This window comes from Paenibacillus radicis (ex Xue et al. 2023) (assembly GCF_024722015.1).
GTDB lineage: Bacteria > Bacillota > Bacilli > Paenibacillales > NBRC-103111 > Paenibacillus_S.
This window is the reverse complement of sequence record NZ_JANQBD010000012.1, coordinates 179,115-193,368: the sequence shown is the minus strand read 5'-3', so window position 1 is coordinate 193,368 and position 14,254 is coordinate 179,115. Positions and strand designations below refer to the sequence as shown.

Annotated in this window: 9 protein-coding genes and 2 pseudogenes; 10 read left to right on the top strand and 1 reads right to left on the bottom strand. The window is 44.2% G+C overall.

Annotated elements, in window-relative coordinates:
* Positions 1 to 91: 91 nt before the first annotated feature.
* From NV381_RS17650 to NV381_RS17610, 9 genes and pseudogenes are all read left to right on the top strand, one after another.
* A complete protein-coding gene (locus tag NV381_RS17650) occupies positions 92 to 1,036 on the top strand; it encodes an ABC transporter permease (protein WP_258214658.1) in 945 nt (314 codons plus the stop codon).
* 13 nt (positions 1,037 to 1,049) lie between these two features.
* Complete coding sequence (locus NV381_RS17645; protein ID WP_258214604.1) at positions 1,050 to 1,931, top strand: carbohydrate ABC transporter permease; 882 nt, start codon at positions 1,050 to 1,052, stop codon at positions 1,929 to 1,931.
* A 40-nt stretch (positions 1,932 to 1,971) separates the two neighbouring features.
* Positions 1,972 to 2,751, top strand: coding sequence for a phytanoyl-CoA dioxygenase family protein (locus NV381_RS17640; RefSeq protein WP_258214603.1), 780 nt, complete (start codon positions 1,972 to 1,974; stop codon positions 2,749 to 2,751).
* 52 nt (positions 2,752 to 2,803) lie between these two features.
* A complete protein-coding gene (locus tag NV381_RS17635; protein ID WP_258214602.1) occupies positions 2,804 to 3,685 on the top strand; it encodes an AraC family transcriptional regulator in 882 nt (293 codons plus the stop codon).
* Positions 3,686 to 4,731: 1,046 nt separating this feature from the next.
* Positions 4,732 to 5,328: pseudogene (locus NV381_RS17630) on the top strand (LamG-like jellyroll fold domain-containing protein); the annotation flags it as partial.
* A 111-nt stretch (positions 5,329 to 5,439) separates the two neighbouring features.
* A pseudogene (locus NV381_RS17625) lies at positions 5,440 to 6,627 on the top strand (right-handed parallel beta-helix repeat-containing protein); the annotation flags it as partial.
* A gap of 179 nt (positions 6,628 to 6,806) precedes the next feature.
* Complete coding sequence (locus NV381_RS17620) at positions 6,807 to 9,890, top strand: glycosyltransferase family 39 protein (RefSeq protein WP_258214601.1); 3,084 nt, start codon at positions 6,807 to 6,809, stop codon at positions 9,888 to 9,890.
* Positions 9,891 to 9,942: 52 nt separating this feature from the next.
* Positions 9,943 to 10,929 (top strand): glycosyltransferase family 2 protein, encoded by a 987-nt coding sequence (locus NV381_RS17615; protein WP_258214600.1) that lies wholly within the window; start codon positions 9,943 to 9,945, stop codon positions 10,927 to 10,929.
* Positions 10,913 to 11,317 (top strand): GtrA family protein, encoded by a 405-nt coding sequence (locus tag NV381_RS17610; RefSeq protein WP_258214599.1) that lies wholly within the window; start codon positions 10,913 to 10,915, stop codon positions 11,315 to 11,317. Before NV381_RS17615 ends, NV381_RS17610 begins: the two co-directional genes overlap by 17 nt.
* A gap of 114 nt (positions 11,318 to 11,431) precedes the next feature.
* Here the strand turns inward: NV381_RS17610 and NV381_RS17605 are convergent, their stop codons facing one another.
* Positions 11,432 to 11,794: a hypothetical protein gene (locus NV381_RS17605; RefSeq protein WP_258214598.1), complete on the bottom strand. Its 363-nt coding sequence runs from the start codon at positions 11,792 to 11,794 to the stop codon at positions 11,432 to 11,434.
* A gap of 343 nt (positions 11,795 to 12,137) precedes the next feature.
* Here NV381_RS17605 and NV381_RS17600 point away from each other — a divergent pair, with 343 nt between their 5' ends.
* On the top strand, positions 12,138 to 14,234 hold the full coding sequence (locus NV381_RS17600) for a family 16 glycoside hydrolase (RefSeq protein ID WP_258214597.1): 2,097 nt from the start codon (positions 12,138 to 12,140) through the stop codon (positions 14,232 to 14,234).
* Positions 14,235 to 14,254 lie beyond the last annotated feature (20 nt).

The following is a 14,254-nucleotide window of genomic DNA, read 5'->3' as shown; positions in this document are numbered from 1 at the left end:
ATGGTGTCCTTGTTTAAGTAGAAATACAATAGGTTATTTAGGCTGATTAAAAAGGAGAATGCAGATGGGGGAAGTAAAGACTGGCGAACAGATGCTTTACGGAAGAGTATCTGTGAGGAGAAAAGACAGTTTTATCATCAGACTGCTGCGGGATTTATCCAAAAACAAAATTATTTATTTCATGGCATTGCCCGTGATTGCTTACTACTTAATCTTCGACTACGGGCCCATGTATGGCGCCTCGATTGCATTTAAAGATTTTTCCGCTATTAAAGGAATATCCGGGAGCCCGTGGGTAGGCTTTCAAAATTTTAGCGATTTTTTTAAGGACGTATATTTCGTAAGAATATTTCGTAACACATTGCTGCTCAGTTTATATAACATTATATTTGGCTTTCCGGCACCCATTATATTAGCGCTTTTACTAAATGAGGTGCGAAAACAAATATTTAAAAGATTTGTACAATCCGTAACGTATCTTCCGCATTTTATCTCAGTCATGGTATTATGCGGCTTGATTGTAGATTTCACTTCAAGAAACGGCATCATTAATGATTTGTTAGCTTTCATGGGCATGGAAAGAGTCACGATGCTGCTTAAACCTGAATTATTCAGATCTATTTATGTTGGCTCCAATATATGGCAGGAGCTAGGCTGGGGCTCTATTATCTATTTGGCTGCGTTAGCTGGAATAGATCAGGACCTGTACGAAGCTGCAACGATCGACGGGGCGGGACGATTCAAGCAAATGCTGCATGTTACGCTGCCCGGGATCATGCCAACCATTATCATCCTTTTTATTTTGAAAATGGGGAGCATGATGAATGTCGGGTTTGATAAGATTTTTCTCTTGTATAATCCGATTACTTATGAAACCTCAGATGTCATTTCAACCTATGTTTATAGAAAGGGTATTCTTGAAGCGAATTACAGCTTTAGTGCAGCCGTAGGGTTGTTTAACTCGGTTATCAATTTTGTGCTCTTGGTAGCTACAAATCAATTCAGTAAGAAGGTCAACGAGACAAGCCTTTGGTAAGGAGTGGACAATAATGAATCAAAAAAGAAATATGGGTGAAAACATTTTTGGGGTATTTAATGTATGCTTTTTGTTGTTTCTGACTCTAGTTACTCTGTACCCGTTTCTATATGTTGTTTTTGCATCCTTAAGCAATCCGTCTCAATTAGCAAGCCACTCCGGGCTGCTGTTGTCACCACTTGGATTTAATGTGGACGGCTACATCAATGTGTTTAAAAATCCCAATATTATAACCGGCTATACCAATACGATTGTTTATGTGGTGGTAGGAACCAGCATCAATCTTTTCATGACCTGCCTGGGTGCCTATGTATTGTCCAGAAAAGGTGTCATGCTTAGAGATCCGATGATGATGATTATCGTATTTACTATGTTTTTTAGCGGAGGCTTGATCCCTAACTATTTACTGGTAAAAAATCTTGGCATGTTTAATACGATGTGGGCTCTTCTAATACCGGGAGCTATCAATACTTATAACTTGATTATTATGAGAACGTCTTTTGCGGCTATCCCGGTTAGTTTGGAAGAGTCTGCGAGAATTGACGGCGCCAATGATTTTACCATATTGTTTCGAATTGTATTGCCGCTTTCTAAGGCTGTATTTTCAGTCATGGTTTTGTTCTATGCTGTGGCTCATTGGAATTCTTGGTTCAGCGCTATGATTTACTTGCAGAAAAGAGATATGTACCCGCTGCAGCTATTTTTACGTGAAATTCTCGTAAACAGCAGCACGGATAGTATGATTACAGGATCGGGTGGAAGTGATAAAGAGGCTGTCAGCGAAATTATTAAATATTGCACCATTGTTGTGGCAACAGGTCCGATCATTGCCGTGTACCCGTTCTTACAGAAGTACTTTACTAAAGGAGTTATGATAGGAGCGGTGAAAGGATAACGTTATACAACTTAAAATCCATAAGGGAAAGAGGGATCGCATGATTACTGCGGAACAGGTGGAATTTTATCATGAGAACGGTTACCTGCTGGTGAAAGGAGTGTACAACACTTCAGAAGTCGAAACGCTTAGGAATTCGGTGGACACCTTCTTGAAGCGGGCCGCTGCCTCCAAATATGACCGGAGCCATGCTTGGCAGGGGGACTATTTACCGCCGGAGGAATTGAAGAAGCTGGTACTGAAGGGCTTCCATGATGTGCAGTACCATGACGCCCAATTTACCCGGATGATAACACATCCGAATCTTGTGCATGTATTTACCAAGCTGATCGGTGATAATGTGCAGCTCCACCATACCAAGATGATGGTAAAGCCGCCGGAGAAAGGCGCTGCCTTCCCGATGCATCAGGATTATCCGTATTTCCCGCATGAGAAGCATACGATGATGCTGGCAAGCATCCATTTGGATCCAACGAACGAGGAGAACGGATGTGTGCATGTCATACCTGGCTCCCATAAATCCGGCCCTCTTCCGCATGTCGGAAGCTATTATTTAAATCACCAGGAATATCCGATACATAGCGGGATTCCTTGCTTAGCTGAAGCAGGCGATGTGCTATTCTTTAACTATTTAACGATCCATGGCTCCCCTATTAATCGCAGTGAACGGACTCGAAGAAATATTCTAGTCCAGGTTCGTGATCCCGAAGATATGCCGACCAAAGATACTCATGTAAATTGGGGACAGGGACTTATGTTGAGCGGAATTAATCCACTGTTCAGAAAATACAACTATACTGGTAAATTGGCTGAGGATTGAATTCGGCTCTTGTATGGTCTTAAGCCTTATAAATAATGATGAGGTGAGGCAAATGGATGCCCATAGTTTATTGGAATCAAACCATTTGTTAATAGCAATTACCAATGAGGTCAAAGGCGAGCTGGGTACATTCGAGGTACATTATTGGGCGGGTAACGAGCTGCATTTCAGCAACAAACCCCATAAACATACGTTTTATGAAATCTTTTATGTAATCGCTGGCGAAGGTGTTTATGCGGAGGGGAATGTACAGCATGGGTTAAAAAGCGGAACGTTGTTTTGCTCCCGACCGGGGATCATGCATCAAATAATAAGTGAGAACGGATTATTTGTGTTATTTATAGGCTTTGAGATAAAGCCGGCGTCATCTTCTGCGGAATTGAATGCTAAATATCAGGAATTAGAGAGCTCTGATAAAGTGATTTGTTATGACTCTCATGAGACATTAACCGTATTAATGTGGAAAACATTGCTGCATCAAGCGGCGCTAAATACAAAAGGTGACAAGGATAATTTTATCCGCGACTTGGCTTACCACTTTATCTTATCTATTCCGGACAACTTTAAACAGCAGAAAATAGTGCCGGTGAAAAGAAAGATAAGGCGTTTGAGGGACAATACATTAGCTCAAGCGATGACCTATATCGGAGATAATATGGCATCCAATTTAAGTTTGAACGATGTAGCCAATTATGTCCATTTATCGCCCCGGCATTTAAGTCGGCTATTTTTCGAAGAAAGGGGACAAAGCTTCTCCAATTTTATTCGTAAAACCCGGCTTGAAAAAGCGATAGAGCTGCTGGTTACAACCAATCTGCCTGTAAAATTAATTGCTGAAATAGCCGGTTTTAAAACGATTCATTATTTTACACGTATTTTTTCCAAAGAAATGAAAATGACTCCTACCTTTTTTCGAAAAAAACAGGTTGTTTGATCGGAAGATTCGAAGTAGCTTGTAGGGGCTGTCCCAAAAGTCATTTCTGGAATTGCGAATCCCCCTCTAATGGGAATTTTCTTACAAACAAACGCTTCCATCCCCACTTACATAGTGGGTTTGGAGGCGTTTTTGTACATGATTTGGGACATCCCCTTTTTCGCCAGAGTTTATATGTTTTGGGGTGAGCGAAGCTTACCCCTTATTTCAATTTTGGTTGGGTAAGGTAGAGGTATGGACTCGAACGTATGGAAGCAAATTGATTTCGATGAGCCTACGGGTCTTCGATCCGATACGGATAGCCGATTCTATATACAGTCTAGGGGAAGTCTTTCTCTTGTGGCGGTGGGGGTATTATGAGCATTTTCATCCATCATATGCCATGTCTTGGTTCCATCTAACAAGAATTCCGATGACTAACGGAACGTCGATGCTCTATTGTTTGAAAACCCATCCCATTTCATGAAGTTGCGGAACTATGATGCGTTATTCCGACTTTAATAGTCGGAAAATCCATATTAACCAACAAATAAGAGATCCTAGTTCCGTTTCACTTGAACAATAACGTTAAAACAATGAAATAGCGCACCTTATTTCTTTTCGGATTCCCTCCCCACGCGCACACGTATGCGTTTGCACATAAAAGCCACCGCTTAGACACGAATGTATCTTCATCGAGAGGGCTTCGAAAAGAAGCTTTTCTTATTCTAAAACGGTTTGTATAGGGCTCAAACCCTTGTAATATAAGGCTTTTATATCTGCTTGTATAAGAAGTTAAATCCAGCGTATTGATTGTAATTGAAAAATGAAGGTAACATGGAAATGAACTAATTGGACATTTTTACCTTTTAAAGAAAACATTTCAATTTATGTCCAAGGCGTTTATGGTTTATTGCTTTGTAAGCGGTCACAAAAATGGTTGGATCATTTGATGCTTTAAGGAGGGGATAATATTCAGTGAGGTTCGCAGGAACATTTCAACTGAATCTGACTTACCTGTTTATTCGGATCACTCATTTTAACTTTTGAGGAGGAACAAATGAAGTATGAACAAAACAAGCAAAGTAAAGAAACTTGCAATGGTTTTGAGTTTTTCGCTAATTGCTGCCATGTTGATGATCGTACCTGTCCGTGCAGCCACACTGTTTAGCGACAATTTTGATGACGGCAATTCAACGGGATGGACTTCCACTAGCGGTACATGGTCCATTGCACAGGAAGGAAGCAACTATGTTTACTCCCAATCCAGCACAAACGAAGGGCGTACTTCAGCTGGAAGCCAGTCCTGGACCGATTACAGTGTTGAAGCAATGGTAAAGGTCGATAATTTTAACGGCTCCAACCGTACTTACGTGGCAGGCAGGTATCAGGATGGCAATAACTTTTATGCAGCCTCCTTATATAACAGCAGCGGAGGTACCTTGGAGATCAGAAAAAAGGTGGCTGGCTCCACGACTACATTGGCAAGCAAAAGCAACTTCGGTCTGACAACCGGAACTTGGTACACAGTAAAGCTGGAGATGGCTGGTTCAACCATCAAAATGTACGTTAACGGAACTTTACAGCTTACCGCAACGGACACCAGCTTAACCTCCGGAGCAGTTGGGCTGGTTGCTTTCAAAACGGTTGCCAAGTTCGATAATGTGATTATTTCAGACAGCGCAAGCTCTACACCGACTCCTACCCCAACACCAACACCGACACCAACACCGACACCGACACCAACACCGACACCAACACCAACACCAACACCGACACCAGCTCCAGGCAGCATTTATGTAGCTCCGAACGGATTGGACAGCAATCCGGGTACCGCCAGCAGCCCGACAACATTGACATCTGCAATTACAAAAGTTGCACCAGGTGAAACAATTTATTTGCGTGGAGGCACCTATTCTTACTCCAACCAGATCACAATTGAACGCACTAACAGCGGCACAGCAAGCGCCAGGAAACAAATTGCTGCTTATGGCTCTGAGAAACCAATATTGGATTTCTCGTCTCAGCCTTACAATGCATCGGATGTCTCGCTCAACGCTAGAGGTCTGCAAATTAACGGCAATTACTGGCTTATCAAAGGGCTCGAAGTAAAAGGATCCGCTGACAATGGCATTTATGTAGCAGGAAGCAATAATCGTATAGAAAACGTAGATGTCCATCACAACAGAGATACAGGACTTCAGCTCGGAAGATATGCTTCTACGGCTACAACCAGTGAATGGCCTTCCAACAACGAGATCATTAATACGTATTCGCACGATAATTACGACCCGGATAACGGGGAGGATGCGGATGGTTTCGCAGCAAAGCTTACGGTAGGAACCGGGAATGTATTTGATGGATGTATTTCCGCATACAATACCGATGATGGATGGGATCTTTACACGAAATCGGATACAGGTCCTATCGGTCCAGTGACGATTAAGAACAGCGTCGCACATCACAACGGACAGACTTCATCTGGCAGTACAACCAGCAACAGCGATGGCAACGGCTATAAGCTGGGTGGAGAGAAAATTTCGGTCAACCATATCGTTATCAATTCGGTTGCATACCAAAACAAAAAGCACGGCTTTACTTTCAACAGCAATCCGGGCTCCATTACTTTGAAAAATAATACATCCTACAGCAACGGTCAAAGCAATTTTGCCTTTGATACAGGCACTCACCAGTTCACTAACAACTTGTCCTACAAAGGGGCTTCCAGCGATAAAACGAGTGGTACCGATATTCAAAGCACGAATGTATGGTGGAAAAGCAATGCAAGCACGAATGGCAAAGGTTTAGTTGCAAGCGATGCTGACTTTGTCAGTCTGACGCCTACCTTAACCCGTAATGCCGACGGTTCTCCGAACCTTGGCAATTTCCTGAAGCTTGTTACTGGCAGTGATTTGAAAGGATCCGGTTTACCAAGCGGAACGGATATCGGGGCGCAGAACTAGAATAAGCAGTAAAGTGCCCGGGCTGCAATTGCCGGGCACTTCCTCCCAGGCTTTGATGCGAAATGCTGTACAGAATTATCCGGTCTAATGCGGAGGTGTAGGACATTTCAATTTGGATTATTTGTGCGCTCTTTATAGGCTTGTACATCCTGACATACCGTCATTTGAAAGGGAGGGAATTGATCTGCGAGCAAGATCATACAGACAGCATCAAATGGATAGGCTGGACCATAATCGGTTTGGGGCTGATTATTCGTTTGCTCATCGCCTCCTGGGTATATGGTTACGATATTGATATTAACACCTTTAAAGCATGGACAGGATCGGTAGTTTCCGTTGGTCCCGGGCAATTTTATTCTCAAGATATGTTCGTTGATTACCCGCCAGGATATATCTATGTATTATATGGAATTGGATTCATTCGCAGCTTGTTTAATTTGCCTTACGACTCCTTATTGTTTCTGGTGCTGCTGAAAACTCCGGCCATTGTGGCCGATATGTTGTCTGCTTATTTACTTTGGCGGTTGGCTTCATCTCGATTGGGCCCCCAGGCTGCTCTGGGGATTGCGGCCCTGTACTTGTTTAATCCGGCGGTAATTATAAACTCCGCTGCTTGGGGACAGGTGGATTCTGTTTTCATGCTATCGATTTTATTGGTTTTTGAATATGTTATTCGCGGCAAACTGCCTAAAGCAAGTGTATGTTACGCGATAGCTGTTCTGATAAAGCCACAAGCGCTGTTGTTTGCTCCGCTACTGCTTTGCGTTTTAATCCGCAAGCAGCATTTAGGGACTTTTTTGCAAAGCTTGGGTTCAGGCCTGCTAACCTTCGCTGTTCTGGCAGCTCCATTTGTATATCACAAAGGCCCATTCTGGATCTTTAGTTTATATTTCAGTACGTTATCCTCCTATCCCTATGCCAGTTTGAACGCATATAATCTTATGAGCCTGCTCGGAGGTAATTTTGCTCCAATTTCAGACAATGTGCTGTTCTTGTCCTACCAAACATGGGGGATTGTGCTAACAGTTACTCTATTTGCTTATGCTGTTTATATATATTTTAAAAGTAAAAGGGATGAAACGCAGCTCTTGGCAATCGCGTGTATGCTGGTTGCCGGGGCCTTTATGGTCATTACCAAAATGCATGAAAGATATTTATTTTATTCACTGCTGTTGGCATTAGCTGGATTTATATACATACGTGACCGGAGGCTGCTGCATATTTTTGCCGGCTTGAGCTTGACTCATTTTATTAATGTAGATCACGTCCTGCTGAAAAGCTTCCAGAAATCTTATCACGTGGCCGCAGATGACGTTGTTTTGATAACAGTCTCATGTGCAAATACCGCTTTGTTTATTTATTTGTGTATGGTGGTTTGGAAAGTAGTGATAAATCGTCAAATTGCAGAGCTTGCTGTCCCATCAAGTACCTCCAAGAAAAACAGCTCGGTTCCACCAGCACACCCTTTTACGAAAGCGGAAAAGCCATGTGCATGGGGGCGCAAAGATATCCTATTGCTAGGAGGATTAGTTGCTGTTTACTCGGTTGTTGCCTTTTACAACCTTGGTTCGCTCCAAACGCCGTCGACCGGATGGAAAGCAACCTTGGCGGGTGAGAAAATTACATTTCAATTGGATGGAAAGAAGGAAATTGAACGCATTAACAGTTTTTCGGGGATTGGGGACGGCAGTTTCCTTTATGAAATTAGCGATGACGGAGAGACCTGGAGCCCACCTCTCAAGGTGATGAGTGATGTGTTCAAAGTGTTCATGTGGCAAGTGATGCCTGCTAACCAATCCGGGCAGTATATTAGAATAACCGTCGAGAAGCCGTCATTCACCTTGTATGAGATTGCCGTTTATGAAGCCGGGAACGAGACTCCGCTGCCCATTCAGTCCATCAGAGGAGAGAATATCAACCCCGTTACGGAGGAGGGACTTCCTTTACTCATTGATGAACCCTCAAAAGCAGCATACCGATCGACATTTATGAACGGCATGTACTTTGATGAAATATATCATGGACGCACTGCATACGAGCATCTGTACCAAATCGAGCCCTACGAATCGACGCATCCTCCACTAGGAAAACTATTGATCTCGTCTGGTATCTGGCTGTTCGGGATGAATCCATTCGGATGGCGGTTTGTCGGTACGCTTTTCGGGATTTTTATGATACCGGCTATGTATGTACTGGGTAAAAGGTTATTTGGCAAAAGCGAATACGCCTTCGTAGCAAGCTTTCTTTTGGCGGTTGATGGATTGCATTTCGTCCAGTCCAGAATTGCGACAATCGATGTGTACGGTGTGCTTTTCATCATGATGATGTTTTATTTCATGTACCGTTTCTTTCGAATCCATTTATTTGCCGAAGATTGGAGACGATCCCGGTTACCGCTCGCTTTGTCCGGATTGTTTTTCGGATTGGGGTTGGCTTCCAAATGGATTGCCTTGTACGCAGGCTTAGGTGCGGCTATCCTATTTTTTCTGTGGCTGTTTCTCCACTATCGGGAGTACCAATCGGCAGGGATTTGGCTGTCTGTCAAGCATAAGCCGCTGAAAAAGAATCTGGAGTATTGGCGGCAAATTCGTACCGTATTTCCACATCGGGCTATTATGACCGTGGCATGGTGCTGTTTATTTTTTGTGATAGTTCCTTTTACCATCTATATCTTGGCATACGTGCCGTTCATGATGGTTCCGGGCCCCGGGCATGGATTGACCGATGTAGTCTTGTATCAAAAGCATATGCTCGATTACCACAGCAACCTCAAGGCAACGCATCCATTTAGTTCCTCTTGGTGGCAATGGCCTTCCATGAGCCGTCCGGTATGGTATTACGGAGCAGCGGAAATTCAGCCTGAGCAAATATCGAGCATAGCAGCCATAGGCAATCCATTGGTATGGTGGGTCGGCTTTCTGTCCGTTCTTATGCTGAGCTTTAAAGCAATTCAAAAATGGTCCTGGCCGGCTGGATTTATTTTGATCGCCTTTTTCTCCCAGTATATCCCGTGGATGCTTGTTCCGAGGACAACATTCCTTTATCACTATTTTCCTATGGTGCCGTTTTCCATACTGGCCATTACGTATTTTTATAAACAAATGAAGGAATCGAACCCAAGCAAGAGCAAGCTGCTGTATTCCTATTTAGCATTAACGGCTGTTGCTTTCATTATTTTTTATCCGGTATTGTCCGGTCTTATTGTGGATCGCACCTATGCTGAGCATGTGTTGAAATGGTTCCCGCGTTGGCAATTTTTCTGATTATAAAGCCCACCATTATCTTTTTGAACACTCACTAAAAGGAGGGATTCCGATGGCAAATGATATTAAATATTCCGTTATTGTTCCTATGTTTAATGAGCAGGAAGTGATTGCAGAAACGTATCGCAGGCTCAAAATTGTGTTGGGCACCCTTAATGAGGAATATGAGCTGCTCTTTGTTAACGATGGGAGCAGGGATCGGACAACGGAAATCGTCAGAGCACTTTGTTTGGTGGACCCGAATGTGAGGATGCTCAGCTTTGCCCGGAATTTCGGACATCAGGTTGCCATTTCAGCAGGTATGGATCATGCGCAGGGACAGGCGATTATTGTTATTGATGCGGATCTGCAGGACCCTCCGGAGGTCATTCTGGAGATGATAAGCAAATGGAAGGAGGGCTACGAGGTAATCTATGGCAAAAGGTTGACGCGAAGGGGGGAATCCATCTTTAAAAAATGGACAGCGCATGTATTCTATCGGTTCCTAAAAACGATGACCAGCTTTGAAATCCCTGTTGATACGGGTGATTTCCGACTGATTGACCGTAAGGTATGCGATGTGATGAAGACGCTTACAGAGAAAAACAGATATGTCCGCGGTCTGATCAGCTGGGTGGGTTTCCGGCAAACAGCAGTAGAGTATGACCGGGAAGAACGCTGGGCAGGGGAAACCAAATATCCGCTTCGCAAAATGATACAGTTTGCCATGGACGCCATCGGATCATTTTCCTATAAGCCGTTGAGATTAGCGACCTATTTGGGATTCAGCTTGTCTGGTATCAGCTTTCTGTATTTCCTGATCGTTGTGTATCAGAAGCTGCTGACGAATTCGACCATTACCGGCTGGTCATCTATTGTAGCGATTAATTTGTTTTTTAACGGGATCATGCTGGTCATCTTAGGAATTATCGGAGAATATATCGGGCGCATTTATGATGAATCCAAGGGCCGCCCCTTGTACATCATTCAGGAGAAAACGGGCTATCAGAAGCAGCAGTCTGCACCGGCAGAAGAGGAACGCTATGAAATTCTCGTTTGAGCTGGAGCAAAGGATTATACAATTTGTAAAGTTTAATATCATTGGTTTATGCAATACGGCGGTTGATTTCTCTGTATTTGTGGCAGCAACATGGCTTGGTTTACCGGCAGTCGGGGCCCAATTGATAGCTTATGGAGCGGGAATGCTGAACAGCTATTATTGGAATGGACGCTGGACCTTTGGGAGTATACAGTCCTCGCAGCCCGCTCTCATCTTTCGATTTCTTATGTTAAATGGGTTTCTGCTGGGATTTTCCACGATTGCTGTGATGTTATTAGCTAAGCTGGTACCTGTGCTTGCAGCCAAGATCGCAGTGATATGCACCACGGTAGTGCTTAATTATTTGGGCAGCCGTAGCTGGATTTATCGATTGAATAAGGAAAGCTGATGATTTTCCAATTGGATTTAGCTGCTTCATAGCGATCGGCACTGCATCAGCAACCCGCTCATAGCAGCAATAGCACGCACGCCAACCAACACACACCAGCACAACACATCAGCACTAGCCAACACACATCAGCACCACACACACATCAGCAGCAGCACAACACACACACCAGCAGCAGCACAACACACACACCAGCAGCAGCACAACACACACACCAGCAGCAGCACAACACATCAGCACTAGCCAACACACATCAGCACCAGCACTACACACACCAGCCAATAGCACCAGCACCAGCACCAACACCAACACCAACACCAACACCAACACCAACACCAACACCAACACCAACACCAGCACCAACACAAGCACCAACACCAGTACCACACCAGCACCACACACACCAGCCAATAGCACCAGCACAACACACACATCAACCAACCACCAGCACCAATCAACACCAACAGAAATTAACATTAACAGGAAAAACTCATGCTAATTTCTTCGATTTGCATTGGGGGGCACCATTTGCTGGAAAAACTCATGTTAATTTAACGGGAAATCCTGTTTCAAGTGTGAATGTGCCTTTTTAGATGGAGTAATTCCAGATAAACCCGAATTATATACAAAAACTAGCTAAATAGCGGGAGGTTTTCCAGTTAATTGATTTATTTAATTTTTTTAGGAAAGGGGGTGACAGTTAGCCTAGATTCATCATTGGAGGAGGCGATGTCATTAAACTTTAATATGTGGGAGATCTTTCTCCCAAAAAGGGATCATGCATGAAAATAACAATTTATATTACTTAGGAGGCTCATTCATGGGTACATCGAAAGCTGCAGTACGGCAAACAAGGAATATCGCATTCCTATTATGTCTTACCTTACTTTTTTCTTTATTCGTAATTGTGCCTGCCAGCGCAGCCACACTGCTGAGTGATAACTTTGAGGACGGCAATGCTAATGGTTGGACATCCACAAGCGGTACCTGGTCTGTAGTTCAGGATGGCACTAATTATGTGTATTCCCAATCAAGCACGGATGAAGGTCGTACCTCGGCAGGCAGCCAGACTTGGACTAATTACAGTGTGGAATCGAAAGTGAAGGTAGATAATTTCAATGGTTCGAATAGAACTTATGTAGCAGGCAGATATCAGGATGGTAATAATTTTTATGCAGCATCCTTATATAACAGCAGCGGCGGTACTTTGGAAATTAGAAAAAAATTAAACGGCTCCACAACTACTCTAGTCAGCAAAACCAATTTCACTCTGGCCACGGGTACATGGTACACGGTGAAGCTGGAGATGGCCGGTTCTTCCATCAAAATGTACGTTAACGGAACTCTGCAGCTAACTGCTGCGGACAGCAGTCTGACTTCCGGAGCGATAGGGCTAGTTGCATTCAAAACGGTGGCCAAATTTGATGATGTTGTCGTTGCAGATAGTGCAGGCTCCACACCAACGCCAACGCCAACACCGACACCAACGCCAACGCCAACACCGACACCAACGCCAACGCCAACACCGACACCGACACCAACACCAACACCGACACCAACACCAACACCTCCGCCATCAGGCACCCTCAGCCAATACAATTTGGCAGGCTTCTCAGTTGGTAATACAGGAGGCGGTAACATACCGGAGACGGACTCACGCTACAAGAAGGTTTATAATGCTACAGACCTCGGTCTTGCGCTGAAAAAAAATTCCGGTGTAAAAGTAATTGAGATCATGAATGACCTCAATCTCGGCTGGAACGAAATCCCTACGGCAGCACAAGTGTCGCCTTTCAATGCTAACAATGCACCTCTGACGCATCCTGTCCTGAAAACATCCGGTGTCAGTAAAATTTATATTGACGGCTTCAATGGATTAACCATTTTCTCCGCCAACGGAGCTAAAATCAAACATGCTGCATTGGATATCAAATACAGCTCCAATCTCATCATCCGCAACCTGGAATTCGATGAGCTGTGGGAATGGGATGAATCGACAAAAGGGAATTATGATAAAAATGATTGGGATTATATTACCATTGAAGGAGCCAGCACCAAAGTTTGGATTGACCATTGCACCTTCAATAAAGCCTATGATGGACTTGTTGATGTGAAAAAAGGCAGCAGCGGCGTTACTATTTCCTGGTCCACCTTCAAAGGGGATGATGGAAGCTCGAACAGTTGGGTAACCCAGCAAATCAATGCAATGGAAGCCAATATGTCAGCCTACCCGATGTACGCTTATTTAAGAAGCAGCGCCATCGGCTTGAGCAAAGCAGACGTGATTGCCATTGCGGCCGGACAGAAGAAGGGGCATCTTGTCGGTGCAACTGAATTTGCCTCTGACAATGCGGATCTTCAGGTAACGATGCACCACAATTATTACAAAGACATTCAGGATCGTATGCCTCGGCTTAGAGCCGGCAATGCCCATGCTTACAACATCGTAATGGATAATGCGGCTGCCTGGGCAGCCAAGAAAAAGATTACTTCTGCGATGGATTCAGCTTTATCTTCCAAAGGTTATCATTTCGGCGTAACCAGCAACGGAGCCATCTCCACGGAGAGCGGAGCTGTTCTGCTTGAGAAATCCGTAGTGATTGATGTTGCTTCTCCAATCCGCAACAACCAGGCGGATCCTGCTGACGCTACCTATACCGGTAAAATTCGCGCCTTGGATACCATCTATTCCTTGGATGGGTCCAACTTTAGAGGGAGCAGCGACACCTCCGGAAGCCCGCTGGCACCGGTGCCAGCTCCTGTCAAAGCATTTTCCTGGAATGGATTTACGAGCCTGCCTTATAGCTACACTCCCGATGATCCATCGACATTGAAAGCGAGACTCACAGCTTCAAACGGCTCAGGATCTGGAAAGCTGAATTGGTCCAAAACAAACTGGCTCGTGACTAGCTACTAACCCAATCCTGTTTCGTTCGC